Source organism: Frigoribacterium sp. UYMn621, assembly GCF_040549525.1.
GTDB lineage: Bacteria > Actinomycetota > Actinomycetes > Actinomycetales > Microbacteriaceae > Lacisediminihabitans.
Map to the genome: position 1 here is coordinate 195,144 of NZ_JBEPTM010000002.1, position 26,280 is coordinate 221,423.

The 26,280-nt window shown below is 65.8% G+C and carries 26 protein-coding genes; 3 read left to right on the forward strand and 23 right to left on the reverse strand.

Annotation, left to right across the window (positions count from 1 at the left end; all coding sequences use genetic code 11):
- Positions 1–17: 17 nt before the first annotated feature.
- The 8 genes from ABIB54_RS04940 to groES all read right to left on the reverse strand — a co-directional run bounded on the left by ABIB54_RS04940 (position 18) and on the right by groES (position 8,034).
- Entirely contained in the window at positions 18–731 is a 714-nt protein-coding gene (locus tag ABIB54_RS04940) for an ABC transporter ATP-binding protein (protein WP_502917065.1), read from the reverse strand.
- Positions 718–1,509, reverse strand: coding sequence for an ABC transporter ATP-binding protein (locus ABIB54_RS04945; protein ID WP_354574668.1), 792 nt, complete (start codon positions 1,507–1,509; stop codon positions 718–720). Before ABIB54_RS04945 ends, ABIB54_RS04940 begins: the two co-directional genes overlap by 14 nt.
- Before the next feature lie 98 nt (positions 1,510–1,607).
- Positions 1,608–2,843, reverse strand: a complete 1,236-nt coding sequence (locus ABIB54_RS04950; RefSeq protein ID WP_354574420.1) for a branched-chain amino acid ABC transporter permease — start codon at positions 2,841–2,843, stop codon at positions 1,608–1,610.
- A complete protein-coding gene (locus tag ABIB54_RS04955) occupies positions 2,840–3,847 on the reverse strand; it encodes a branched-chain amino acid ABC transporter permease (protein WP_354574421.1) in 1,008 nt (335 codons plus the stop codon). Before ABIB54_RS04955 ends, ABIB54_RS04950 begins: the two co-directional genes overlap by 4 nt.
- A 110-nt stretch (positions 3,848–3,957) precedes the next feature.
- Positions 3,958–5,184 (reverse strand): branched-chain amino acid ABC transporter substrate-binding protein, encoded by a 1,227-nt coding sequence (locus ABIB54_RS04960; protein ID WP_354574422.1) that lies wholly within the window; start codon positions 5,182–5,184, stop codon positions 3,958–3,960.
- 232 nt (positions 5,185–5,416) lie between these two features.
- A complete protein-coding gene (locus ABIB54_RS04965; protein WP_354574423.1) occupies positions 5,417–6,679 on the reverse strand; it encodes an ABC transporter substrate-binding protein in 1,263 nt (420 codons plus the stop codon).
- A gap of 45 nt (positions 6,680–6,724) precedes the next feature.
- Complete coding sequence (gene rarD, locus ABIB54_RS04970) at positions 6,725–7,660, reverse strand: EamA family transporter RarD (protein ID WP_354574424.1); 936 nt, start codon at positions 7,658–7,660, stop codon at positions 6,725–6,727.
- 77 nt (positions 7,661–7,737) lie between these two features.
- Positions 7,738–8,034: a co-chaperone GroES gene (gene groES, locus ABIB54_RS04975; protein ID WP_185201682.1), complete on the reverse strand. Its 297-nt coding sequence runs from the start codon at positions 8,032–8,034 to the stop codon at positions 7,738–7,740.
- Between the two features lie 136 nt (positions 8,035–8,170).
- Between groES and ABIB54_RS04980 the strand changes: the two genes are divergently transcribed.
- A complete protein-coding gene (locus tag ABIB54_RS04980) occupies positions 8,171–9,370 on the forward strand; it encodes a THUMP-like domain-containing protein (RefSeq protein ID WP_354574425.1) in 1,200 nt (399 codons plus the stop codon).
- Positions 9,371–9,459: 89 nt separating this feature from the next.
- On the opposite strand, the gene ABIB54_RS04985 is transcribed toward ABIB54_RS04980, so the two are convergent.
- The 8 genes from ABIB54_RS04985 to glmS form a co-directional block, all read right to left on the reverse strand.
- On the reverse strand, positions 9,460–9,912 hold the full coding sequence (locus ABIB54_RS04985) for a hypothetical protein (protein WP_354574426.1): 453 nt from the start codon (positions 9,910–9,912) through the stop codon (positions 9,460–9,462).
- 99 nt (positions 9,913–10,011) lie between these two features.
- Entirely contained in the window at positions 10,012–11,064 is a 1,053-nt protein-coding gene (tsaD, locus tag ABIB54_RS04990; protein WP_354574427.1) for a tRNA (adenosine(37)-N6)-threonylcarbamoyltransferase complex transferase subunit TsaD, read from the reverse strand.
- Positions 11,061–11,552, reverse strand: a complete 492-nt coding sequence (gene rimI, locus ABIB54_RS04995; protein ID WP_354574428.1) for a ribosomal protein S18-alanine N-acetyltransferase — start codon at positions 11,550–11,552, stop codon at positions 11,061–11,063. Before rimI ends, tsaD begins: the two co-directional genes overlap by 4 nt.
- Positions 11,553–12,185: a tRNA (adenosine(37)-N6)-threonylcarbamoyltransferase complex dimerization subunit type 1 TsaB gene (gene tsaB / locus ABIB54_RS05000; RefSeq protein WP_354574429.1), complete on the reverse strand. Its 633-nt coding sequence runs from the start codon at positions 12,183–12,185 to the stop codon at positions 11,553–11,555.
- Positions 12,185–12,664, reverse strand: coding sequence for a tRNA (adenosine(37)-N6)-threonylcarbamoyltransferase complex ATPase subunit type 1 TsaE (gene tsaE, locus ABIB54_RS05005; RefSeq protein WP_354574430.1), 480 nt, complete (start codon positions 12,662–12,664; stop codon positions 12,185–12,187). The genes tsaB and tsaE overlap by 1 nt, the downstream gene beginning before the upstream one ends.
- Positions 12,648–13,757 (reverse strand): alanine racemase, encoded by a 1,110-nt coding sequence (gene alr, locus ABIB54_RS05010; RefSeq protein WP_354574431.1) that lies wholly within the window; start codon positions 13,755–13,757, stop codon positions 12,648–12,650. Before alr ends, tsaE begins: the two co-directional genes overlap by 17 nt.
- Complete coding sequence (locus ABIB54_RS05015) at positions 13,754–14,131, reverse strand: holo-ACP synthase (protein WP_354574432.1); 378 nt, start codon at positions 14,129–14,131, stop codon at positions 13,754–13,756. Before ABIB54_RS05015 ends, alr begins: the two co-directional genes overlap by 4 nt.
- Before the next feature lie 44 nt (positions 14,132–14,175).
- Complete coding sequence (gene glmS / locus ABIB54_RS05020) at positions 14,176–16,032, reverse strand: glutamine--fructose-6-phosphate transaminase (isomerizing) (protein ID WP_354574433.1); 1,857 nt, start codon at positions 16,030–16,032, stop codon at positions 14,176–14,178.
- A 78-nt stretch (positions 16,033–16,110) separates the two neighbouring features.
- Between glmS and coaA the strand changes: the two genes are divergently transcribed.
- A complete protein-coding gene (gene coaA, locus ABIB54_RS05025; protein ID WP_354574434.1) occupies positions 16,111–17,076 on the forward strand; it encodes a type I pantothenate kinase in 966 nt (321 codons plus the stop codon).
- 1,003 nt (positions 17,077–18,079) lie between these two features.
- Here coaA and glmM read toward each other — a convergent pair.
- From glmM to ABIB54_RS05045, 4 genes are all read right to left on the reverse strand, one after another.
- Positions 18,080–19,441, reverse strand: a complete 1,362-nt coding sequence (glmM, locus tag ABIB54_RS05030) for a phosphoglucosamine mutase (RefSeq protein ID WP_354574435.1) — start codon at positions 19,439–19,441, stop codon at positions 18,080–18,082.
- A gap of 24 nt (positions 19,442–19,465) precedes the next feature.
- Positions 19,466–19,954, reverse strand: a complete 489-nt coding sequence (gene rpsI, locus ABIB54_RS05035) for a 30S ribosomal protein S9 (protein WP_354574436.1) — start codon at positions 19,952–19,954, stop codon at positions 19,466–19,468.
- A gap of 32 nt (positions 19,955–19,986) precedes the next feature.
- On the reverse strand, positions 19,987–20,433 hold the full coding sequence (rplM, locus tag ABIB54_RS05040) for a 50S ribosomal protein L13 (protein WP_185201693.1): 447 nt from the start codon (positions 20,431–20,433) through the stop codon (positions 19,987–19,989).
- Between the two features lie 168 nt (positions 20,434–20,601).
- Positions 20,602–21,483: a tRNA pseudouridine synthase A gene (locus ABIB54_RS05045; RefSeq protein ID WP_354574669.1), complete on the reverse strand. Its 882-nt coding sequence runs from the start codon at positions 21,481–21,483 to the stop codon at positions 20,602–20,604.
- A gap of 169 nt (positions 21,484–21,652) precedes the next feature.
- On the opposite strand from ABIB54_RS05045, the gene ABIB54_RS05050 reads away from it, so the two are divergent.
- Positions 21,653–23,533, forward strand: a complete 1,881-nt coding sequence (locus tag ABIB54_RS05050; protein ID WP_354574437.1) for an acyltransferase family protein — start codon at positions 21,653–21,655, stop codon at positions 23,531–23,533.
- A 12-nt stretch (positions 23,534–23,545) separates the two neighbouring features.
- Here the strand turns inward: ABIB54_RS05050 and ligD are convergent, their stop codons facing one another.
- The 3 genes from ligD to ABIB54_RS05065 form a co-directional block, all read right to left on the reverse strand.
- Positions 23,546–24,571 (reverse strand): non-homologous end-joining DNA ligase, encoded by a 1,026-nt coding sequence (gene ligD / locus ABIB54_RS05055; protein ID WP_354574438.1) that lies wholly within the window; start codon positions 24,569–24,571, stop codon positions 23,546–23,548.
- 86 nt (positions 24,572–24,657) lie between these two features.
- Positions 24,658–25,203 carry a 50S ribosomal protein L17 gene (rplQ, locus tag ABIB54_RS05060; RefSeq protein ID WP_354574439.1) on the reverse strand — a complete coding sequence of 182 codons (546 nt, stop codon included), beginning with the start codon at positions 25,201–25,203 and terminating at the stop codon, positions 24,658–24,660.
- 40 nt (positions 25,204–25,243) lie between these two features.
- Entirely contained in the window at positions 25,244–26,239 is a 996-nt protein-coding gene (locus ABIB54_RS05065; RefSeq protein WP_354574440.1) for a DNA-directed RNA polymerase subunit alpha, read from the reverse strand.
- Positions 26,240–26,280: the final 41 nt, after the last annotated feature.

Here is a 26,280-nt window from a genome sequence, read left to right on the forward strand (position 1 = left end):
GAACGGCGGTAGTGCAGCTACCCGACGCCCAGATAGGCCTCTTTGACGGCTGGATTAGCCAGCAACTCCCGGCCGGTTCCCCGATGGGTAATCGTGCCGGTCTCCAAAACGAAGGCACGATCGGCTCGTGCGAGAGCCTGATTGGCGTTCTGTTCCACCAGCAGGATAGTGGTGCCCTGCTCGTTGATCTCCTTGATGATCTTGAAGATCTGTTTGATGAACTGCGGCGCGAGCCCCATGGACGGTTCGTCGAGCAGAAGCAACCGTGGAGCAGCCATCAGTGCCCGACCGATCGCGAGCATCTGTTGCTCGCCTCCGGACATCGTGCCACCCTGCTGGGACTTTCTCTCTGCCAACCGAGGGAAGAGCGAATACACGCGGTCGAAATCCGCAGCCATTTTGCTACGGTCTTTGCGCCCGAAGGCACCCATGTCCAAGTTCTCCAACACGGTCATTCCAGGGAAGATTCCGCGGCCTTCCGGTGCCTGGCAGATTCCGCGGATGACCCGGATATGCGCTTTCATCTTGGTGATGTCTTCGCCCTCGAACTCGATCGTGCCCGCAGCAGGATTGAGGAGGCCCGAGATCGTCTTCATCGTGGTGGACTTGCCTGCTCCGTTGGCGCCGATCAGACTGACGATCTCCCCTTCTTCGACCGCGAACGACATGTCGTGGATCGCCTCGATGCGTCCGTAGTTAACGCTAACATTCTTCAGTTCAAGCAGCGTCATCTTCTGGCTCCCCTAGGTAAGCGGCCACGACGCGGGGGTCGTTGCGGATCTCGACGGGCAAGCCGTCGGCGAGTTTCTTGCCGAACTCCAGAACAACAATGCGATCTGTCACGCCCATCACGAGCTTCATATCGTGCTCAATCAGCAGAATCGTGTAACCGTCATCGCGGATGGCCCGGATGAGGTCCATCAGACCTTCCTTTTCGGCCGGGTTGAAACCAGCCGCCGGTTCGTCGAGGCAGAGAACCTTCGGATCCGTGGCCAGCGCCCGAGCGATCTCGAGACGGCGTTGGTGCCCGTAAGAAAGGTTGCGGGACAACACGGCCGCATCCTCACCAATGCCGACGAATTCAAGGAGTGCCATCGCGCGACCGATCGAAGACTTTTCTTCGCGCACGTGCCGAGGCAATCGCAAAAGAGCTCCGACAACACTCGTCTTGTGGCGGGCGTCCAAGCCGACCACAACATTTTCTAGCGCGGTCATTTCACCGAACAGACGGATGTTCTGGAAGGTGCGGGCCAGTCCGAGGCGGGTGATCCGATGCCGACGCCGGCCTCCGATGCTCACTCCTTCGAGAAGCACCTTGCCGCTGGTCGGCTTATACACTCCCGTCATCGCGTTGAAGCAGGTCGTTTTTCCCGCACCATTAGGCCCGATGAGACCGAGGATTTCGCCCCTTCGGATATCGAATGACACATCGTCGAGCGCCGTGAGTCCACCGAACTTCACGGTGAGATTCTTGACCTCCATGATGTTCTCGCCGACTTCGACGCCCATCTCGCGCAGCGGTGCGGCGCCCTCGGCCGTTTCGGCGGAAACGTGCCTCTCCTCTATCGAGGAGTCGGTGCCTTTTCCGCCGCCCGGCTGCACGACGCTCATTCGGCCACCCCCTTGGACGACGCGTCAACCGACCCGGCAGACGACCGACTACCGGGTGGCTGCGTGCCGTTGCGTGCCGACGGTCTCGGCCGCGCAGACGCACTGACACGCGTGTACGTGGTACGTCCGTAGGCCAGCAGCTTCTGCCGGGCGGGCAGAAGCCCCTGAGCGCGGAAGATCATCAGTAACACGAGTGCGAGCCCAAAAATCAGGTACTTGTACTCCGCGATCGCAGTAAACCGCAGTGGTATGTAGGCCACGATCGCTCCACCGATGATCGCCCCCACCTTGTTACCCGCTCCACCGAGCACCACCGCGGCGAGAAAGAGGATTGAGGTCACCACATCGAACTTCTGGTTGTTGATGAAACCAATCTGGCCGGCATAGAGCGCGCCCGACAGCCCACCGACGCCCGCGCCGATGGCGAATGCCCACACTTTGTACTTGAACACGGGCACACCCATGATCTCTGCCGCGTCCTCATCCTCGCGAATCGCAACCCACGCGCGGCCAACACGGCTGCGCTCGAGGTTTCCGGCGAGCAACAATACGATGATGATCACAGTGACGGTCAGCCAGTACCACGGCGTTCCGTTTGAATTCGAAAACAGTGGCGTTCCGTCCGCCTGGGTGCCGGGTGGGCGCCCCACGTTTTGAAATCCGACCTGACCCTTCATCGCCGGGATGATGGTTGCCAGGATGCGCACGATCTCTCCGAAGCCCAGAGTCACGATCGCGAGATAATCCCCCCGCAGACGAAGTGTGGGAATTCCGAGGATCACACCGAAGAACATCGTCACTGCCATCGCGACCGGAACGGTCCAGAGGTACGGGATGTGCAGGAACGGCGAGTCGGGACTGGTCAGCATGGCAGCTGTGTACGCACCGACCGCAAAAAACGCGACGTACCCGAGGTCAAGAAGGCCGGCATAGCCGACCACCACGTTGAGGCCAACGGCGACGAGGGCGTAGATCGCCATCTGGAAGCACGTGATCGGCCAGTCATTTCCCGGCTCTGAGGTGATGATCGGCGGGTTGAGAATTGGCAACGCGTAAACCAAGACCACCACGATGAGCAGAAATGCCCACTGCTGAGGTCGACGAAGGTTATTCCATTTGTCACGGAATGCCTGCGTCAGGCGTGGCTTTTTCGTTCCAGCGGTGAAGCGATCGACCCGATCCTTTGCGGATTCCGAATCGGGCATCAGGGTGGGTCCGTCAGTGGTGCTCATGCCTTGCTCCTCGCCAGTGAGGTTCCGAGTATGCCAGTGGGTTTAACGAGGAGGACGAGTACGAGCACGATAAACGCGACGACATCGGTCCATTGCGAATTGCCGAGCAGGATCTGGCCGTAGTTGCCGATCAGCCCGATCAACAGCCCGCCGAGCAGGGCTCCGCGAACATTACCAATACCCCCGAGCACCGCCGCGGCGAATGCCTTGATGCCGAGCACGAACCCCCCCGAGTAGAGAACGCCCGACGGCACCTTCATCACGTAGAAGAGGGCCGCGGCACCGGCGAGAAGACCTCCGATGACGAAGGTGAGCACGATAATGCGCTCTTTATCGACCCCCATCAGCGTCGCAGTATCCGGATCCTGTGCCACCGCGCGAATGCCACGGCCGATTTTGGAGCGACGGATGAACTGGTCGGTGAAGACCATGAGTATCACCGCCGCAACAACGATGGTGATCTGCTGGGAATCCACGATCGTTCCGAAAACATCGAAGATCGGCTGCGGTTGGAACATAGTCACAGCGGGTTCGGGATTGCCGCCCCGAACCAGAAAGATCGTGTACTGAATGGCTAGGGATGCACCGATCGCCGTAATCAGGAACACGAGGCGAGGAGGATTGCGCTTGCGCAACGGGCGATACGCGAGACGCTCGAGCCCATATGCGGTTACCGCTGAGGCGATCATTCCGACCACCAACGCGAGCAACAGGTCACCGATGAGGGCTATCGGCGACAGCGTCGGCACTGATCCGTCGAAGCCGAGGGACGTCAGGGTGAAAACCACACCGTAGGCACCGAGGATGAAGACCTCGGAATGGGCGAAGTTGATCAGGTTGAGCACGCCATAGACGAGAGTGTAGCCAAGTGCCACGAGTCCGTAGATCGCCCCGAAGGTGAGGCCATCGAAGGTGGCACTCCAAAAGTTCTGGATCAGGGACGGGACATCGAAGCTGATCCAGCTGTCGTCCATCGGAAGGGCGGATAGGAGCATCGGGAGCATTGCACGTCCTCAGGGACCGCATCGTCGCGGACCGGGGTAGTGGTTGGATAATCACATGGAGATCGGGGCGGGAAGACTTCTCCCCGCCCCGATCAATCATTGCTTCCTAACTAGCCGATTTGGCCGATGAACACGATCTTTCCTGCGTCCACCTTATAGCCGTAGACGGCGGGCTTTGCGAGCTCGCCCTTATCGTTCCACTTGTAGTGCTTGCTGAGACCGTCCGCATCGTACGAAGTGACCCAAGCCAAGAGGTCAGCCCGTGTTGTCTTGCCCTTATCGATGCCCGACAGCAACACCGTTGCGGCGTCATAGCCCTCAATCGAGTAGGTGCCTGGCGCGGCGCTGAACGCAGCGGTGTAAGCCGTTGCGAAGTCCGGGATTAGCTCACCCGGGATACACGGGCAGGTGAAGTACGCATTCGAAGAAGCATCGCCCGCCTGCTTGATGAACTGGTCATCCTTTACTCCATCCGGTCCGACGAAGTCGCCCTTGAAGCCCTTAGCGACCAATTGCTGGTCGAAAGGGGCGGCCTCGGCGTAGTAGCCCGCGTAGTAGACCGCGTCAGCCTTGGAGTTGATGATCTTCGAGATGACGGCCGAAAAGTCCTTCTGGCCGGTGGTCACCTTGTCGGTGCCGGCGATGTTCGAGCCGAGGCCCGCTTTGGTCGCTTCGCCGAGGCCTATTCCATACTCCGAGTCATCCTGAACGAGGTAGACCTTCTTCGCCTTGAGCTTGTCAAGAACGAAGCTCGCGGCAGCCGGGCCTTGCTGGCTGTCGTTACCGAGACCGCGGAAGAAGGTCTTCCATCCGTTAGTCGTGAGCGAGGGCGCCGTTGCAGAAGGCGTGATGTGCACGAGGCCTTTCTGCTCGAAGATGTTTCCGGTGGCCTTGGACTCGCCCGAGAACGGGAGTCCGACCACGCCGACGATGGCTGGGGTGTTGACCGCCTGGGTGACCGGGCCGGTCGCCTTGTCTGGCGAACCCTCGGTGTCGAACTTGGTGAACTTCACCTGGCAGTCCGCGTTTGACTTGTTGTGCTGGTCGATCGCGAGCTGGACACCGTTGAAGATGTTGATTCCGAGTTGCGCGTTCGGTCCGGTCTCTGCGCCGATGTAGGCGAGGGTCGTCGAAGGATCGCACTTTGCCTTGCCGTCGCCAGCGGGCAGTACCGCGTTCGCGGGGACGGGAACGGATGTCACGGCGGGGAGGCTCACCTTCGACCCTGTCGAGGCGGTGCTACCTCCGGTGGGAGCGGCCTGATTTGCGCAGCCCGACAAAGCCATTCCCAGGCTTGCGGCGACTGCTAAGCCGACCATGATTCGTGAGTGCTTCATGTAATTGATTCTGCCTTCCATGCTTCCATGCTGCCGGAGCGCGACATTGCGCCTGGCATTTCGGGGATAGTGCGGTAATGTTATCGGTAGCGTGGAGACGAATCGCAAGCAAAGATCGCTCTGGGTCGAAACGTGATCAAACTGTAGTTTCGTGCAGGTCCGTCGAATCGACGGCATCCTCGGTCACCACGACCTGCCGCACGGGTCGATCCAGCGAGTTGCACTCCCAGCTTCACCCGGCGATCACCGTGCCGATTCGGCTGAACCGATTGGCCGCGTCGTAGCGATAGAGCCCGAATGCTGCCGGGCTGGTATCACCGTTCGTGTCGAAGGTGGTGGCGCCAGAGATCCCGTCGTAGTCGATGTCGGTGGAGGTCTTCAGCACATCGACGCACTCGCCGTAGGTGGTGCACTCGATGCCCCCGGCTGACACCTCTCGCAGGTGGGCCGCGATCGCCGCGCCACTCGCATCGTTGGCGACCGTCGCCGCGAGCGCGGCGATAATCGTGGCGTCATAGGACTCCTCTGCGTACTGCAGATCGGTGACCGCCGGTGCGACGGCCGCTACCCGCGCGGCGAAAGCGGGAGTCGGCTGCGCCCCCTCCAGGATGCCGTTGACGCCTGCCAGGGTGCCGACCGGTACGGCCTGGGAATAGTCCGCGGTGTTCTGTCCCGTCAGCCACAGCTTCGCTCCGCCGAATCCCGCCGCCGTGAGCTGGGTGATCAGTGCCGTGTTCTGCGCCATTGCGCTGAAGGGGCTCACGAAGACGACGTCGTCCGGCTTCGAACTATTCACCGCGGCGATGATGGGAGCCAGGTCCTTCGTCGCCGCATCGATCTTCTGCACGCCAACCAGGCCTCCGGTCGCCGCAAGCGCTGCTCGCATCGTGCCGAGTATCGCCCGCCCCATGTCGTCGTCGAAGTAGACGATCGCGATGCGTGCCTTTCCTCCACCGATGGTCTTGGCGAGAGCGCCCCCTTCGAGAGCGGCGGAGCCGATCGTGCGAAAGAAATAGCCGCCGGATGCCACCGAACTGAGGCGCGCGGAGGTGGCGGCCGGCGAGATCATCGGCAGCTTCGCCGCGACGAGCTTCGGGATGACTCTCTCGGCCAGCACCGATGACGACGGCCCGATCAGCACGTCGGCCTTCGCGGTCACGAGCTCGGCGATCGACGCCTCGATCGTTGCAGTGGACACGTCGCCGGAGTCTCGTGCGAGCACTTCCACGGGTTTGCCGAGCACGCCACCGGCATCGTTGATCTCCTTGACGGCAACCGCGACGCCCGCGGCCTGTGCGCCGCCGAGGTAGGACTGTGTGCCGGTGCTGGGGAAGAGTGTTCCGATGCGCAGAACTCCGTCGCCGGAAGGTGCGGCCGTCGATGAGGCCGACGGCACCGGAGGAACGGGCGTCGGGGGTGCGACAGAGCAGGACACGAGCGCGAGGCTGAGTACTACTCCGGAGAGGGCAGCCGGAAGCGTTCGGGAGCGCGACATGATGGTCCTTCGGGTAGATCGGGTATGTCGAACCCTACAGTTCGGTCACCGGGCCGGCAGCGAGGCGCGACGGGCCCGAGGCGCCGCGACGAAGATGTCCACGGTGAGGATCGTGAGCGCCACCCAGACGAGGGCGAATCCGATCCAGCGCGCCGGCGGCATGTCCTCCCCCAGCACGAAAGCTCCCACCACGAACTGGAGCACCGGCGCGAGGTATTGGGTGAGCCCCAGGTAGACGAGAGGCAGTCGTCGCGCGGCGGCCGCGAAGAGCAGGAGCGGAACCGCGGTGACGACCCCGGCGCTCACCAGGAGAACCGTGTGGGCGAGGCTCACGGTGCCGAAGGTGAGGCCGGCGCTGGTGCCGACGACCGCCAGCTGCACGATCGCGACCGGGGCGAGCCAGGCCGTTTCGAGCGTGAGGCCGCTCACGGCATCCACCGCTGGGCCCACGCGCTTCTTGATGAGCCCGTACAGACCGAAGGAGAAGGCGAGCACGAGGGAGATCCACGGCAATGCGCCGTAGTTGAATGCGAGCACCACGACCGCAACGAGGCTCGTGCCCACGGCGATCCACTGCGCGATCCGCAGCTTCTCACGCAGGAAGATCACCCCGAGGAGAACAGTGACGATGGGATTGATGAAGTAGCCGAGGGATGCCTCGATCACCTTGCCATCGAGCGTCGCGAAGACGTAGACCTGCCAGTTGACGAAGATGAAGACCGCGGCGAGACCCATCGTGAAGACGATGCGAGGCTGGCGAAGGATCGCGACGAGCGCCGGCCATTTGCGCGTGACGGTGATGATGATCGCGCAGAACACGAGGGAGAAGAGGATGCGCAGGGCGACGATCTCGAACGCGCCGGAGGGCTGGAGCAGCAGGAAGTAGAGCGGCAGGATGCCCCAGAGCGCGTAGGCAGCGACGGCCATCGCCACGCCGGATCGTTCCGTGGACTGTTCGGGGGATCGCGAGCTGGGCATCATGGGGATGTTACGGCACAAAAGAGAAGGGGCCCACTTCCGAGATGATCGGAAATGGGCCCCTCCACGAAGAAGTGGTCCTAGTGCGTGACGACCGCGAGCACGTCGCGAGCCGACAGCACGAGCAGGTCTTCCCCGCCGTACTTGACCTCGGTTCCACCGTACTTGGAGTAGATGACCTTGTCGCCGACGGCGATGTCGAGGGGGATGCGGTTGCCGTTGTCGTCGATGCGACCCGGTCCGACAGCGACGACCTCGCCCTCCTGGGGCTTCTCCTTCGCGGTGTCCGGGATGACGAGACCGGACGCAGTGGTCTGCTCGGCTTCGACCTGCTTGATGACAATGCGATCTTCGAGCGGCTTGATGGAGACTGCCACGGTTGACCTCTTTCTTGGAAGTACTTCGAAATCTGGAGGGTTAGCACCCTCCTGAGGAGAGTGCCAGATGTAGCTTAGCCGCGCGTTAGCACTCCTGCAAGGTGAGTGCCAATCCACGGCTTGGTACGGTGGGTCGATGGATTCCTCAGAGCTCGTCGAACTGCTCTCCGGCGACGGCCTGAGGCTCCTGGATTCGCTGCCAGAATGGCAGTCGAACTCGGATGTGCTGAAGACGGTGAACGACCTCCGCCGCGCCGGTCACTCCCCCGGCCTCGTCGCAGCGGTGCTCAGCCAGTCGAAGCTACGCGCAAAGGCAAAGGCCAAGTTCGGGCCCTTCGCCGGGCGGATGCTCTTCACCGAGGCCGGGCTCGAGCAGTCGACCCGGCTGCGCGTAGCCGCCCTTCATGCGGGTCGGTTCCAGGCCGCAGGACTCCTGCGCATCGCCGACCTGGGCAGCGGGATCGGGGGCGACGCGCTCGCTCTCGCCTCGCTGGATCTCGAAGTGACCGCCGTCGAACTCGACGAGGTGACCGCGGCGATCGCGGCCTACAACCTCGCGCTCTGGCCGAATGCCACCGTCGAGCACGCCGACGTCACCACCTTCGATCTCGAGGGCTTCGACGGGGTCTACCTCGACCCCGCCCGACGCACCGCCGGCCACCAGAACACCTCGCGCCTCTCGGACCCGGCCGACTATTCGCCGACGCTCGATTTCGCCTTCGGTATCGCCGACCGACTGCCCACCGGAATCAAACTCGGACCCGGGATCGACCGCGACCTCATCCCGGCGGAGGCCGAGGCGCAGTGGGTGTCCGTTGATCGCGACGTGGTCGAGCTCGGGCTCTGGTTCGGCAGCCTCGCGCGCCCGGGCATCCGCCGCTCCGCGCTCGTGATCGGGGAGCACGGCACCGCGGAGCTCGCCTCCACCGGCGACAGCACGGATGTCGAGACCGGCACGCTCGGCAGCTACCTGTACGAGCCCGACGGGGCGGTCATCCGCTCCCGACTGATCGGCGATCTGGGCCGGCGCATCGGGGCGACGATGCTGAGCGACGGCATCGCCTACCTCACCTCTGACACCGCCATCGAGACGCCTTTTGCCGCGTGCTTCCGTGTGGTCGAGACCTTTGCGCTCGACGAACGTCGGCTGAAGAAGGAGCTGGCGGCACGGGGCATCGGTTCGCTCGAGATCAAGAAGCGCGGAGTGGATGTCGATCCCGCGGCTTTCCGGCGCAAGCTCTCGCTCCACGGCCCGCGGTCCGCGACGCTGGTGCTCACCCGCGTCGCGGGTCGACACACCGCACTCCTGTGCGAGCGAGTCACCTTCCGCTCCTGAGCCGTCGGGCTGCCGGCACCGGGGAGGGAAAGCGACGAAGGGCCCGTCTCCCGGAGGAGACGGGCCCTCATCGGTCGAAACCGAGGCGACTAGTAGTTGTTCGAGTTGAACGCGCCGTTGGCTCCGCCGATGGCGAAGAGGGCGATCCAGCCGATCAGGGCGATGATCGCAATGACCAGGCCGGCGATTCCGGTGATGATCGCGGTCATCCAGAATCCCTTGGCCTGCACACCTTCGCGTTTGCGACCGAGGATTCCGAGCACCAGCGCGGCGCCGGGGATGAAGAGCTGCAGCACCGATCCGACGATCGGGATGAAAACGACCCAGAAACCGAGAAGGCCGACGATTCCCGCGATCATTCCGATGAGGCTGAGGGTCTTCTTGGGGCCGACGACACCCGTAGCGGCATAGGCGGGAGGGGCAGTCGTGTAGCCGTCCCCGGCCGGAGGAGCCGGCGGCATCACCGGAGGCGCGACGGGCGGAGTCACGGGCGAGGCTGGCGGCGGTACCGGCGGCACGGCACCGTTGTCGGGGTCAGTCATGGTTGCTCCTTTGAGAACGTTGTCGGTGTCAGGCGATTCACAGCATTTCACCGCAGTGGTGGCATGTCAAACAGCACGCCGGTGACCCCGGTGCTCGAGTCAGGCTTGGATGACCGTGACCGGCAGGGTGGAGTCGGCCCCGAACGACAGGGCGGACGGTCCGTGGCCGGCCTCGATCAGCCTCGCCGCAATGGCCGCGATCATCGCTCCGTTATCGGTGCAGAGGGCCAGCGGGGGGATCCGCAGCTCGATTCCCGCAGCCGCGCAGCGCTCCGCCGCGACCTCCCGCACCCGGGCATTGGCGACGACTCCGCCGCCGAGCAGCAACCGCGGTACGCCGAGGTCCCGGCATGCCGCGACCGCCTTCGTGAGCAGCACATCGGTGACCGCCTCTCGGAAGCTCGCCGCGACATCCGCCACCGGCACCTCTTCGCCCGCGTCACGCTTCTGCTCGACCCAGCGCGCCACGGCGGTCTTGAGCCCCGAGAAGGAGAAGTCGTAGCGATGCTTCGCCATGTCTTTGGGTTGACTGAGCCCGCGCGGGAAACGGATCGCCTTGGGGTCACCGCCCACCGCAACCCGGTCGATCTGCGGGCCACCGGGATAGGGCAGCCCGAGCAGACGAGCCACCTTGTCGAACGCCTCGCCGGCGGCATCGTCGATCGTCTCACCGAGCAGTTCGACATCGGAGATCAGGTCGCGCACGTGCAACAACGACGTGTGACCGCCCGACACCAGCAGGGCGATGGTCGGAAGTTCGATGTCGGTGCCGTCGTCTCTCAGAACATCGGCACCCACATGCCCAACGAGGTGGTTGATGGCGTAGAGCGGCTTGTCGAGGGCGACGGCGAGCGCCTTTGCCGCCCCGACACCCACCATGAGGGCACCGGAGAGGCCCGGTCCGCTGGTAACGGCGATGGCATCGAGCTCGGCGAGCGTCACTCGGGCCTCGGCGAGCGCCGCCGTCAGGGCCGGAGTGAGCGCCTCGAGGTGGGCACGGGCGGCGATCTCGGGCACGACTCCCCCGTAGCGGGCGTGCTCGTCCATCGAGGAGGCGATCACGTTGGCGAGCAGGGTCGTGCCGCGGACGATGCCGATCCCGGTCTCATCACAGCTCGTCTCGATGCCCAGCACGAGAGGGCCGCCGGTCACTGCCCTACCGCCGGTCGGGTGACGGGCTCTGGCACGTCGAGCCGCATCACGATCGCATCCACGCCATCCGGCTGGTAGTAGCCCACCCGCACCGCGATCTCCTCGAATCCGAGACTGTCGTAGAGGCGTTTGGGACCGGGATTGTCTGCGCGCACCTCGAGGAACACTTCTTTCGCGCCGCGCTTGCGTGCCTCGCCGATCAGCGCGTTCATCAGCGCTCGACCGAGCCCTCCCCGGCGCGCGGTCTCTGCCACCGCTATGGTCTGGATGTCCCCCTCGAGGGCCCCACGGGGGGCGAACAGCCCGGCGTAACCGTCGAGCTCCCCCGGGAATCCCAGCCTGTCGGCCACGAGGTAATAGCACTGCGGATTGCGCAGATCGCTGAGCATCGCGTCACTCGACCAGGCGTCGGTGCCGAACGTGCCGGTCTCGAGCTCCATGATGCGGGCGAGGTCTTCCGTCGTGGCGACCCGCAGTTGCCAGCTCACTCAGCTCACCCGCTTCGGACCGGCCGAGACCGTGGCATCCGGCGCCCGCAGGTAGAGCGCCTCAGCACCGGCGAAGGCACGCTTGTGCAGGAACAGGCCCTCGGCGAGCAGGCCGGCGGATGCCGCGGAGACCTCGGCCGCATCGATCCGCTCGTAGTCCTCATAGTCCTCCACCGCCAGGGACAGCTCGTCGGGGCGGCACAGTCCCGGACTCTGCGCGCGCACCGGGAGTCCCACCGAATCGACGCCGGAGTATGCGGAGAAGTAGACCTCGCGTCGACGGGCGTCCGTGACGACGAGAAGCGGGCCCGTATTGCCCGCCGCGAAGTGACCCCAGGCGACCGCATCGTGGCTCACCACCCGCACGAGCGGACGGGACGCCCCGAAGGCGAAAGCCTGGGCGGCGGCGATCCCCACCCGCAGGCCGGTGAACGGACCGGGTCCCATGCCGGCGGTGACTCCGGAGAGCTGGTCGATCGCAATGCCGGACCGCTCGATCGCGAACAGGATCGCTTCGCCGATCACTTCGGCATGGCGCCGGGTGTCGGACTCGTTGACTTCCGAGAGGATGCCCCGGTCCCGGTCGACCACGGCGACACTCGTGCCGGCGGAGGTGTCGATGGCGAGCAGCATCAGTCCAGCCTAAGGTCGCGCCAGCGCGCACCGTGGCCGGTGATGGTGACGATCCGCGGCTCCACCGGTTCGTCCCCGTCCGCGACCCCGGCACCCGCGCCGGTCGGCCGGCGGATGTCGATCTCGATCCAGTGTTCGGCGACGCCGTCCAGCATCCCGGCCGCCCATTCGACCACCACGATCGACGCCGACCAGTCGATGTCGAGATCATCGAGCTCGGCCGCGCTTCCGAGCCGGTAGGCGTCCACGTGCACGAGGGGGGCGCCTTCGACGAGCCGCCGATGCGTGCGAGCGAGCACGAAGGTGGGACTCGTCACCGATCCCCGCACACCGAGCTGTTCGCCGAGACCGCGGGTGAAGGTGGTCTTCCCCGCCCCCAATTCGCCGTTGAGCGCAACCAGGTCGCCGGCCTTCAGCTCGAGCGCGAGACGGGCCCCGAGCTCGGCCATGTGTTGCGGGGTATCAATCTCTAGCTGCATAGGTCCACTCGATCCGGCCGCCGAGGCGCGTGACGATCTCATAGTTGATGGTGTCGGCGGCTCGTGCCCAGTCGTCCACGGACGGCACCCCGATCCCGGGATCCCCGAACAGCACCGCGCGGTCGCCCACCGCGACCTCGTCGTCGCCCACGTCCACCACGAACTGGTCCATCGCGACGCGGCCGGCGATCCGGTAGTGGCGACCGTTGATGGACACCGGTCCGCGCCCCGATGCCTGGCGAGGGATGCCGTCGCCGTACCCGAGGGGCACGAGCGCAAGGCTCGTCTCGACGGGCGTGCGGTAGTCGAAGCCGTAGGACACGCCGGTCCCCGCCGGCGCGCGCTTCACGGAGACGATGCTCGCGCTCAATTCGAGCGCGGGACGGAGCCCGAGGTCGGCGGAGCTCACGTCGTCGAAGGGCGAAAGGCCGTAGGTGCCGATTCCCACCCGCACCAGGCCGAATCTCGCGGAGGGCACCCTGAGCGCTCCGGCGGTCGCGGCGAGATGGCGCAGTTCGGGAGTAAGCCCTGCCGACAGCGCATCGGCGATCGCCCGCTCGAAGGCCGCGACCTGGGCGAGATCCTCACCCTCTCCGGCATTGGCGAGGTGACTCCAGAGCCCGCGCACCCTCACCCGCCCGGCGCGCTCGTGCTCGGCGGCCGCCTCGAACAGCGCCCGCCAGTCGGACTCCACGGCGCCGTTGCGACCAAGGCCGGTGTCTACCTTGAGCTGCACGGAGGCCGTGCCCGCGGCATCCGCCACCCGGTCGAGCTGCTGGAGGTAGTGCACACCGAGGTCGATGTCTGCGGCGATGGCGTCGTCGAAACCGGCTTCGGGGCCGTGCAACCAGGCGAGGATCGGCGCATCGATGCCCGCCGCGCGCAACTCGAGAGCCTCGGGGATATCCACGACACCGAGCCAGTCCGTGCCTGCGGCGACCGCCGCCCGTGCGACGGCCACGGCGCCGTGGCCGTAGGCGCGCGACTTGACGACCGTCATGAGCCGCGTGTCCCCGATGCTTCCGCGCAGCACGCGGATGTTGTGGGCCACCGCGTCGAGATCGACGCGCGCCTCGCGAAGCGGCCGACTCATGACGCGCCCGAACCCTCGGCGATCACGTAGGCGATCGCGACCCCGGCATCGTGGCTCATCGACAGGTGGATGGCGGAGATCCCCCGCGCCGCGACGATGTCGGCGAGAGAGTTGTAGACCTCGATGGAGGGATTGCGAAGGCCATCCGAGACGACGGCCATGTCGTGCCAGCGCACCCCGGTGGAATCGCCGATCGCCTTGATGACGGCCTCCTTCGCCGCGAACCGTGCGGCCATGGAGCTGAGCGACCTCCTGGACTCCCCGTCCCACTGTTCGCTCTCGGCGAACAAGCGGGTGAGGACCCCCGGTGTTCGGGTGGTGGCGCGCTCGAAACGGGCGAGATCGACGACATCCACACCGATGCCGATGATCATTCCGATGCCTCCTTGGTGTTACTCGACCGCGCTACTCGGCCGCGCTACTCGACCGTGACCGACTTGGCCAGGTTGCGCGGCTGGTCCACGTCGAGCCCCTTGGCCGCGGCCAGTTCCATCGCGAAGATCTGCAGTGGCGCAACGGCAAGCAGCGGCTCGAACAGGGTGGAGGCGAGTGGGATGCGGATCACGGTGTCGGCATAGGGCAGCACCGAGACATCCCCCTCTTCGGCGATGGCGAGGATGCGAGCACCGCGGGCGCGGATCTCCTGGATGTTCGATACCACCTTGGGATGCAGCGAATCCGTCGCGCGCGGGCTCGGCACGATGACGAACACGGGCTGGCCCGGCTCGATGAGCGCGATCGGGCCGTGCTTGAGCTCACCGGCAGCGAAACCCTCCGCATGGATGTAGGCGAGCTCCTTGAGCTTGAGCGCGCCCTCGAGCGCCACGGGGTATCCCGCGTGACGGCCGAGGAAGAGCACGGAACGGGTGTCCGTCATCCAGCCCGCAAGCTGGGTGATCGCGTCGTGCTGCTCGAGCACAGTCGCGAGCTGGTCGGGTAACGCCTGGAGCTCCTCGAGCAGGCCAGCGATCTCCACCGCAGAGAGAGTCTGGCGCACGCGGGCGACGTGCAGGCCGAAGAGATACAGAGCGGCGACCTGGGCGACGAAGGCCTTGGTGGATGCCACGGCCACCTCCGGTCCGGCGTGCGTGTAGATCACGGCGTCGGATTCACGGGCGATGGTGGCACCCTGGGTGTTGCAGATCGAGAGCGTCTTCGCCCCGGCCGCGACCGCATACTTCACGGCCATCAGGGTGTCCATGGTCTCACCGGACTGGCTGATCGACACGACGAGAGTGCGGGCGTCGATCACCGGATCGCGGTAGCGGAACTCGTGCGAGAGTTCGACATCCACCGGGATGCGTGCCCACTTCTCGATCGCGTACTTGCCGAGCATCCCGGAATAGTTGGCCGTGCCGCAGCCCAGGATCACGATGCGGTCGATGTCCCGCAGGGCATCGTCGCCGAGGCTGTCGAGCTCGTGAAGTCGCACCGCTCCGTCGGCGATGCGGCCGAGCAGGGTCTTGGCGATAGCCTCCGGCTCCTCGCTGATCTCCTTGGCCATGAAGCTCGACCATCCACCCTTCTCGGCGGCAGAGGCATCCCAGGCGATCTCGAATTCTTCGGTCTCGACCGGGTTGCCGAGGAAGTCGGTGACCGTGACGCTGTCGGCGGTGATGGTGACGAGCTGGTCCTGGCCGATCGCCATGGCGCGACGGGTGTGCTCGACGAAGGCCGCGACATCCGACCCGAGGAAGTTCTCGCCGTCGCCGAGGCCGATCACCAGGGGCGAGTTCCTTCGGGCGCCGACGACGACTCCGGGCTGGTCTTTGTGGAGCACGAGCAGAGTGAACGCACCGTGCAGCCGATCGACCACGTTGCGAAGCGCGACGGCGAGATCACCGGTCTTCTCGTACTCGATTCCCACGAGCAGCGCCGCGACCTCGGTATCGGTCTCGCTGGTGAAGACGGTGTCGGGGTGCGATGCGAGAAGTTCGGCCTTGAGTTCGGCGAAGTTCTCGATGATTCCGTTGTGGATGAGCGCGAGTTTGCCGTCATCCCCCAGGTGAGGGTGCGCATTCTGGTCGTTGGGGCCACCGTGGGTCGCCCACCGCGTGTGCCCGATGCCGGTGGCGCCGTTCGCCATCTCGCGGCCATCCAGATCGTCGATGAGTACCTGCAGCTTGCCCGCCCGCTTGCGCGTGTGCAGCACACCCTCTGGGTCGATCACGGCGATGCCCGCCGAGTCGTAGCCGCGGTATTCGAGTCGACGAAGGCCCCCCAGCAGTACTTCGATGCTCTGGTTGCTGCCGACGTAGCCCACGATTCCACACATGGAGCCGATTTTACGGTACCGGCCGAGGCATCTCCGCCGGGTCGTCGGCACACCGGGTCTCCGGTAGCCTGAATCCCTATGTCCGACAAGGCCCATTCCGCCGCGGCCCACTCGACGTCCGCCCACTCCACCCCGTTCGTCGAAATCGAGCGTGCCGACTGGGCTGCCCTCGCGCCGACGACCGAGCTCCCACTTTCGCCGACCGAGATCGTGGGTCTCCGCGGGCTCGGCGACAGACTGGACCTGAGCGAGGTGACAGACGTCTACCTCCCTCTCAGCAAGCTCATCAGCCTGTATGCGGTGGGCGCTCGCCAACTCCATCGCGACACGAGTCGTTTTCTCGGGCGCGATTCGCCCGCAACCCCCTTTGTGATCGGGGTCGCCGGATCCGTCGCGGTCGGCAAGTCGACCAGCGCCCGACTGCTGCGTGAGCTCCTCTCGCGCTGGGAGGACACCCCGCGCGTCGAGCTCGTGACCACCGACGGGTTTCTGCTCCCCAACGCGGAACTCGAACGCCGCGGCCTGATGGAGCGCAAGGGATTCCCCGAGTCCTACGATCGCCGCGCGCTGCTCCGCTTCGTCACGAAGGTGAAGAGCGGTGCGGAGGAGGTGCGAGCCCCGTTCTATTCGCACCTCAGCTACGACATCATCCACGACGCCGAGATCGTGGTGCGGCGGCCGGACATCCTCATCGTCGAGGGCCTGAACGTGTTGCAGCCGCCGTCATCCGGGCACGGACTGGCGATCAGCGACCTGTTCGACTTCACCGTCTATGTGGATGCTCGCACCTCCGACATCGCCCGCTGGTACGAGGAGCGGTTCCTGAAGCTCCAGCAGGGCGCATTCACCAACCCCAAGTCCTACTTCCACCGCTTCGCGAGCCTGAGCCACGAGGAGGCGGTGGCTCGCGCCGCCGAGATCTGGAAGCGCATCAATGAGCCGAACCTTCTGCAGAATGTGCTTCCCACGCGCTCTCGGGCGGACCTCGTGCTGCGCAAGGGAGCCGATCACGCCGTGAACAGTGTTCTCCTGAGGAAGATCTAACGGAGCCATCCACCGCTGTGCCGGCTCCGGTGTGCGGCCGGCGACGGTCGATCCGTCACTGGCTGTCCTCGACGGGGAGCGGGAGAGCAGTTCCTGTCCGCTGGGCGGAGATGGGCGCCGGTGGGCGCCGGTGGGCGCGGGTGGCGCACCGGTGGGCACCGGTGGGCGGGGCTGGGCGCGGCCGGGCGCGGGTGGGCGCGGCCGGGCGAGGATGGGCGGGGCCGTCAGCGGTCAGCCATCAGCCATCAGCGGTCATCGGTCAGCCGTCACTAAGTGTCGTCGTCGACGCGCGATAGAGCACTTAGTGACGGGTGGGCGGGCGATGGAGGCCGGGCGATGGAGGCTGGGCGACGGGAGGCCGGGCGACCGACGGGCGCAGGCGCAACCGCGCGATCATCCCACTCCACCGAGGCGAACACACGTGAACCGTCACTCGATGTCGTCTCCGCCCCGGCAAAGAGCACCTCTTGACGGCTGGGCGCGCCGGGGAGATACCCGGCGTAGAGGTCTTCCCTCGGACCGGCACTTCTACCGCGGTGAGACGTCACCAACGGTCGCCGCTGTCGCGCTATCGAGCACATACTGACGGCTGGGCCCAGGTAGCCGGCAGACCGTGACGGGGGAAGCGCCTCTTCCCACTAAGCGGATTCGTCACGAAGAATCCGCGGACCACGACCACGACCAATCGCCACTGACTGTCGCCACCGTCGCGCGAGAGGGCACCTTCCGACGGCTGATCGCGCGTGAGTACCTTCCGACGGCTGGGCGCGACACCCTCCCAACCGACGCCGGTTATCCCCGACGGAGTCCTGCCACTGCACCATGCCAAGCGGTGAGCGGCGATCGGCAAGCGCCGAGCCGCAAGCGGTGAGCGGCCGGCGGTGAGCGGCAAGCGGCCGGCGGCGATCATCCGTCACTGACTGTCGCTCCCGCCCCGCGACGGAGCACTTACTGACGGACGAGAGTCGGAAACGGTCAGCGAGCGAGCTGCTCCCGCACGACCTCAGCGAGCGAGCTGCTCCCGCACAACCTCAGCGAGCGACTCGGTGATCGCCTGGGCGGTCGCCTGGTCTTCTGCCTCTACCATCACCCGCACCATCGGTTCCGTACCGGACTTGCGCAGCAGCACCCGCCCGGTCTCCCCGAGGCGCGCTTCGGCGGCGCGAATCGCATCCGCGATCACCGTGTTCGTCGCCAGACCGTGTTGGTCCACCCCGCGCACGTTGATCATGACCTGCGGATACACCGTCATCACCGCGGCGAGCTCCGCCAGCGACTTGCCGGTGCGTGCCATCTCGGCGAGCAGGTGGAGTCCGGTGAGGATGCCGTCGCCGGTTGTCGCGAACTGGCTCATGATCACATGCCCGGACTGTTCACCCCCGAGGCTCAACTTCTTCTCGGTGAGAGCCTCGAGCACGTAGCGGTCGCCGACGGAGGTCTGCAGCAGGGTGATGCCGTGCTCGGCCATCGCGACCTTGAGGCCGAGGTTAGACATCACCGTGGCGACGAGAGTGTCGTCTGCGAGCAGGCCGCGCTCCTTCATGGAGACCGCGAGGATCGCCATGATCTGGTCGCCGTCCACGATCTGCCCGAGGTGATCGACGGCGAGGCACCGATCCGCATCCCCGTCATGGGCGATGCCGACATCGGCGCCGTGTTCGAGCACCGCGCGGGCGAGATTGTCGAGGTGGGTGGAGCCGACTCCCTCGTTGATGTTGTACCCGTCGGGATCGGAACCGATCACTGTCACCGTGGCGCCCGCGTCCGTGAAGACCTCCGGGGAGATTCCGGCGGCGGCACCGTTGGCGCAGTCGAGCACCACATGGATGCCCTCGAGCCGGTGAGGGAGGGTCGAAAGGAGGTGGAGGACGTAGCGATCCTCGGCATCCGCGAAACGACGGATGCGTCCGACCTCGACCCCGGTCGGAGCAAGCTTCTTTTCCCCAAGCGCGGCTTCGATGCGGTCTTCCACTTCATCGGGCAATTTCGTGCCGCCCACCGCGAAGAACTTGATCCCGTTATCGGGAGCCGCATTGTGAGATGCCGAGATCACGACGCCGAAATCGGCCTTGATGTCCGCGATCAGGAACGCCGCAGCCGGAGTCGGGATGATTCCGGCGTCGAGAACATCGACGCCGGAGCTGGCGAAACCCGCCATGACGGCCGCCGCGATGAACTCTCCGGAGACCCGCGGATCGCGCGCGACCACACCGACCGGCCGTCGCCCGGAGGCTCGACGGCCGTCGGCGAATCGTCCTTTACCGAGCACCACGGAAGCGGCCTGGGCAAGCCCGACGGCCAGCTCTACCGTGATGACATCGTTCGCCAGACCCCGAACGCCGTCGGTGCCGAAGAGGCGAGGCATAGAACCCGACTCAGTTGCGGCGCGTTAGCGCTTGGAGAACTGAGGCGCCTTACGTGCCTTCTTGAGTCCGGCCTTCTTGCGCTCCTTGACGCGAGCGTCACGGCTGAGGAAGCCGGCCTTCTTGAGGGCCGCACGGTTGTTCTCTTCGTCGATCTGGTTGAGCGAACGCGAGATGCCGAGACGCAGGGCTCCGGCCTGGCCCGAGGGGCCACCACCGGTGATGCGGGCGATCACGTCGTAGCTGCCGAGCAGGTCGAGGATCTTGAACGGGTCGTTGATGAGCTGCTGGTGCAGCTTGTTGGGGAAGTAGTCCTCGAGGGTGCGACCGTTCACGGTGATGACACCGGATCCGGGAGCGATGCGCACGCGCGCGATGGCCTGCTTGCGACGTCCGACGGCTGCGCCGGGGACGTTCAGAACCGCGCGAGGGGTCTTCGTCTCGACCGCTGCGCTGCTCTCGGTGGAATAGCTCTCGAGAACTGCTTCGTCGAGTGAATCTTCGATCTTCGCCATGATGTTGGAAATCCTTATTCTGTCGGTGCGCGCTACTGCGCGACCTGGCCGAGGGTGTAGGTCTTGGGCTGCTGGGCAGCGTGGGGGTGCTCGGCGCCTGCGTAGACCTTGAGCTTGGTGAGCTGGGCGCGACCGATCGAGTTCTTCGGCAGCATGCCGCGCACGGCCTTCTCGACGGCACGCGTCGGGTGCTTCTCGAGCATCTCGATGTAGGTCATCGAGCTCAGGCCGCCCGGGTAGCCGGAGTGGCGGTAGGCCCGCTTCTGCGCGAGCTTCGCGCCGGTGAGGGCGACCTTCTCGGCGTTGATGATGATGACGAAGTCGCCCATGTCCATGTGGGGAGCGAAGGTCGCCTTGTGCTTGCCGCGCAGCAGGACTGCCGCGTGGGTCGCCAGACGACCGAGGACGATGTCAGTGGCGTCGATGATGACCCACTCACGCTGAACGTCTTCGGGCTTGGGGGAGAAAGTGCGCGTCACAGTAGTACTGCTTTCTTGTGTCGAAATGAGGTGTTCGTGAATCCCACTCCGATGGGTGTTCCGCAGACGATGTCGCGGAACGCTGCCGGTGGAGGGCTCAAGTTCGTGATACCACGCCACACAGCGCAGGCACCAAGGGTCAAGACTAGTCTCTGCGCCCGTCCGGGGTCAAACCGGCCGACGGTTGCGCGTGGTATGGGCGCGGGCCGCCATCTCCGCCTCCGGCGGGTAGCCCACCTCCACGAGAGTCAGCCCCTTGGCCGGCAGAACCTTGAAGTCACTCGGTCGATCGAGCTCATCCCGCAGCTCGACGAGCCGGCCGGACTCGAGCTTGGACTCCCCCACCGCGATCGTCGCACCGACGAGGGATCGCACCATGCTGTGGCAGAACGCGTCGGCTCGCACCTCTGCCGTGAGCACCCCGTCGTCGGCCCTGGTCCAGAAGAAGCGCTCGAGGGTCCGCACCGTGGTCGCCCCCTCTCGCGGTTTGCAGAAGGCGGCCCAGTCGTGCAGCCCGAGGAGACCCTGCGCCGCCTGGTTCATTCGATCGAGGTCGAGAACGGCGGGATACCAGAGCGTGTGGCCCCGAAGCAGCGGATTGCGCGGGGCCGAGGCATCCGCTACCCGATACTGGTACCGCCGCCAGGTCGCCGAGAACCGGGCGTCGAATCCCTCGGGAGCGAAGGATCCGCGCGATACGTAGATATCGGCGTTCAGCCCGGCGATGCCATTGAGGCGCCTGCCGAGGGCGCGCGGTCCGTCGAAACGAGCCCCGGGTGCCAACGGAGGTGTCTTGCCCCTCGGCCGCGACAGGACACCGAGCTGCTCCTTCGTCACGTCGAGATGCGCGACCTGTCCGGTCGCGTGCACCCCCGCATCCGTTCGTCCGGCGACGGTGAGCGGCTCGACCGGCCCGTGCTTGCCGAAGATGATGGCCAGCGCCGACTCGAGCTCCCCCTGAACGGTGCGCAATCCGGGCTGCGCGGACCAGCCGAGGAAGTTGCCACCGTCATAGGACAGGTCGAGTCGGATGCGGGTCTTTCCCGGCAGGGGACCGGACACCTGCGGGGGTCCGTGCAGGATGTTCACGCCAGGGAGATTCTCGACGTCCACACCCCAGAGTCTAGATCGAAGTGTGTTCGCCGCTCCGCCCACCGGGCGCCGCTCCGAGCGGAGTTGACCTCCCGCCCGGTCACGACGAAACTCGAGTGGTCTCCCTATGACCACTTCCCCCACACTCCTCGAATCGACGGCTCCCGCGCCAGGGGGGATGCCGCTCTCCGTCGATCCCCGATCGACGCGGCTACCCGGGCTGGACGGCCTTCGCGCCATCGCCGTCGCCGCGGTGATCCTCTACCATCTGGGATCCGGCATCCTTCCGGGGGGATTCATCGGCGTCGACGTCTTCTTCGTGATCAGTGGATTCCTCATCACGGGGCTCCTGATGCGCGAGAAGGATTCGCAGACTCGCATCCGCCTCTCCGGGTTCTGGATGCGCCGTGCCCGGCGCCTCTTGCCGGCTCTCAGCCTCGTCGTGGCGGTCTCTGCGACCCTCGCCCTCGTGATCGGCGGCAATCCGCTCGTTCACCTGGGGCGCCAGGTACTCGGGGCCGCGACCTTCAGCAGCAACTGGCTGTCCATTGCGGCCGCGCAGAGCTATTTCGATGAGACTTCGCCGGAGCTGTTCCGCAACCTCTGGTCGCTGGCGGTCGAAGAGCAGTTCTACCTCGTCTGGCCGGTGGTGGTCCTGCTGGTGCTCGCGCTTCGGTCACGGCGCGCACGGTTGCTCGTCGTCATGGCGATCGGCGCCGCCTCGGCCACAGCGATGATCCTCCTCGCCTCGACCGGTGATCCCACCCGCGTCTACTACGGCAGCGACACGCACAGCTTCGGCCTGGCGATCGGGGCGGCGCTCGCGATCCTCCACCGGGACTGGCCGGCGAGCACGGGGCCGACCGCCCGCCGGGTGCTGCCCCCCGTGGCCGTGCTCTCGGTTCTCGGCATCCTCGCCATCGCCCTGATGCTTCCGGCCGGTGCCGCGTTCACCTACCGCGGCGGGCTGCTGTTGGTCGCCCTGCTCACCGCGCTGGCGATCGCCGGCGCTGTCGTCTCCCGCGTCGGCGCGGCTCTCGACTGGCCTCCGCTGCGCTGGATCGGCGCGCGCTCGTACGGCCTCTATCTCTGGCACTGGCCGCTGTGGGTGTTGGTGACGGCCGCACTCCCCTCGCCGTCGAGCGGTGGGAGCGGATGGATGCCCGGCGTGATCGCACTCGTGCTGACCGTCGGGGCCGCCGCCGCCTCCTACCGCTTCATCGAGCAGCCGATCCACCGCATCGGGTTCCGCGCTGTTGTCGCCGGATGGCTCGACTCCAGGCCGCGCACGACGCCAAGGATCATCGGCATCGTCTCGTCTGCGCTGCTGGTTGCGGCGCTCGTCGGCACCACCGGCGTCGCCATCGCCGCCGACCCCGGGACCACCGACGCGCAGGCCGTGATCGAGAGGGGGAGCAAGTCACTGGCACCGGCACGCCCACGGCCCTCCGCCACCGCCGCGACCCCTCCCGCCCTGCCGGGCGGGGACCAGATCGATGCGATCGGCGACTCGGTCATGCTCGCTTCCGCTCCCGAACTCCAGGCCGGCTTTCCCGGCATCCAGATCGATGCCGTCGTGTCACGGCAGCTCTCGTCAGCGCCCGCGATCGTGCAGGGATTGCGCGACTCCGGCACGCTGCGACCGGTGCTGCTGATCGGCCTGGGCACCAATGGCCCGATCGACCGGCAGTCCCTCGACCAAATCCGGTCCATCGTTGGCCCCCGTCACGAGATCGTGGTGGTGAACGTGCAGGCTCCGCGGGGCTGGACCGATCAGGTGAACGTCACCCTCACGCGGTTCGCCCAGCAGTATCGCTCGGTCGAACTCGCCAACTGGCGTGATGCCATCTCCTCGCGGCTCGACCTGCTCGCCAGGGACCAGATCCATCCCGGAGCCGCCGGCGGCGCCATCTATGTTCGCGCGGTGACGGATGCCCTGCAGCGGCTGGCCGAACTGCCGCCCTCACGCAGCACCAACGACTTCGGACTCGCCGGCGTGCCGCTCTAGAACGGTTCGGTGTCAGGACTTCGGATGCTTCGCCCGACTGGGCTGCACGCGTGGGGGCTCCCCGGGCATCTTGGGGAAGTCGGGAGGGAACGGCAACTCGCCAAGACCGTTCGCGAGATCACGCTCCCACCATCCATGGAGCGCGTCTATTGTTCCGGGCTTCTCCCCCATGCGCTGCCAGGGATCGCCCGAGCTCGCCAGCCGCGCGGGAACCGTGAGTACGGTGAGCGCTCGAGGGTCCACAGACTCCAGCTCGCTCCACTCGATCGGGCATGACACCGGAGCGTGCGCAAGCGCCCTCGGACTGTAGGCGCCGGCCATGGTGCGATCCCGGTTGGCCTGGTTGAAGTCGACGAAGATCCGCTCTCCACGCTCCTCCTTCCACCAGGCCGTCGTCACCTGTTTCGGCATCCGTCGCTCCAACTCCCTGGCCGCCGCGATCACCGCGTGCCGCACATCGAGAAACTCGCGGCTCGCCTCGATCGGTGCGAAGACATGGAGTCCGCGGTTGCCGGAGGTCTTGATGAATGCCTCGAGGCCGACCTCGGCGAGCAGAGCGCGCAGCTCGATCGCCGCGGGAATCGCGTCGTCGAAGTCGGTGCCGGGCTGCGGGTCGAGATCGATGCGCAACTGGTCGGGATTGTCGGTGTTCTCCGCACGCGAGGGCCAGGGGTGGAAGACGATCGTGTTCATCTGCACCGCCCAGACGGCCGCCGCGGGCTCATCGATGACGAGTTGCGGATGCGATCGCCCACTCGGGTAGACCACCGGAACCGCGCGCACGAAATCCGGCGCGCCCTTCGGCGGGTTCTTCGAGAAGAACTGCTCCCCGTCGATCCCCTCCGCAAACCGCTGGAGGGAGACGGGGCGGTCGCCATTGGCCCGAACGAAGGCATCACCGACCTCCACTACGTAGCGCGCGAGGTCGAGCTTGGTGATCCCGAGGTCCGGCCAGAGCACTCGAGACGGGCTCGATACCCGCATCTGCCGGGTGCCGTGGGGTCCGGGGACATCGAGGGTTGCTGCATCGCTGGCCATGGTGCCACGGTACTCGGGCCCGCGTCGCTATGGCCGATTAACGAAGGATGGCCCCGCCATCGGCGGGGCCATCGTTCGGTGAAAAACTACTTCGCGTCTTCTTCCGAAGCAGCGGGCTGCTCGGCGGTGACCTCGGCGGTCTCGGCGTCGACGGCTTCGACCTCGGCCTCCGACTCGGTGACCTCGGCCGCGGGGGCCTCTTCCTCTGCCGGTGCCTCGGCGACGGGCGCCTCGGCCTTGGCGGACTTCTTGGCCGACTTCGGCTTCGGGCTCACGGGCTCGAGGACGAGCTCGATCTGAACCATCGAGGCGTTGTCGCCCTTGCGGAAGCCGAGCTTGGTGATGCGGGTGTAGCCGCCTTCACGCAACTCGACGAGCGGCGCGATCTCGGTGAAGAGCTCGTGCACGACGGTCTTGTCGCCGATCGTCGCGAGTACACGACGACGCGCGTGGAGGTCTCCCCGCTTCGCGAACGTAATGAGCCTCTCGACGAGGGGACGCATGCGCTTGGCCTTCGTCTCGGTCGTCTTGATGCTCTTGTGGGTGAACAGGGCAGCCGCGAGGTTCGCAAGCATGAGGCGCTCGTGCGCCGGTCCACCGCCGAGGCGGGGTCCCTTAGTTGGTGCAGCCATTAGTTATTTCTCCAGGTCTGAAAAGGTAGGTGCCGAGGGCCTAGTTGGCTTCTTCGACGTCGTCGTAGCCGCTGTAGAAGTGCGCGCCGTCGAAGCCGGGAACGGTGTCCTTGAGGCTCAGGCCGAGCTCGACGAGCTTGTCCTTGACCTCGTCCACAGACTTCTGTCCGAAGTTGCGGATGTTCATGAGCTGCGTCTCCGAGAGGGCGACGAGTTCGCTGACGGTGTTGATGCCCTCGCGCTTGAGGCAGTTGTAGCTGCGCACAGACAGGTCGAGGTCCTCGATCGGCATGCTGAGTTCGCTCGAGAGAACGGCGTCGACCGGAGCCGGGCCGATCTCGATGCCCTCTGCGGCCGAGTTGAGCTCGCGCGCCAGGCCGAACAGCTCGGTCAGCGTGCGACCGGCGGAGGCGATGGCATCGCGAGGGGTGATCGCGTTCTTGGTCTCGACATCCACCACAAGGCGGTCGAAGTCGGTGCGCTCACCGGCGCGGGTGGCCTCGACACGGTAGGTGACCTTGAGAACCGGGGAGTAGATCGAGTCGATCGGAATCTGGCCGGCTTCGCTGAACTCGCTGCGGTTCTGCGTCGCGGAGACGTAGCCGCGGCCACGCTCGATGGTCAGCTCGAGTTCGAACTTCGCCTTGTCGTTGAGCGTCGCGATCACGAGCTCCGGGTTGTGGATCTCGACCCCGGCCGGAGCCGAGATGTCTGCGGCCGTGACCTGGCCCGCGCCCTGCTTGCGCAGGTAGGCGGTGATGGGCTCGTCGTGCTCGCTGGAGACGACGAGACCCTTGATGTTCAGGATGATCTCGGTGACGTCTTCCTTCACGCCCGCGATCGTCGAGAACTCGTGCAGGACTCCGTCGATGCGGATGCTCGTGACGGCAGCTCCGGGAATCGAGGAGAGGAGGGTGCGGCGAAGCGAGTTGCCCAGGGTGTAACCGAAGCCGGGTTCGAGCGGCTCGATGATGAACCGTGAACGGAACTCGGAGATGTTCTCTTCGGTAAGAGTTGGACGCTGTGCAATAAGCACTGGTGATTCCTTTCGGCGAAGTGTCCGCTATTTGACACTTG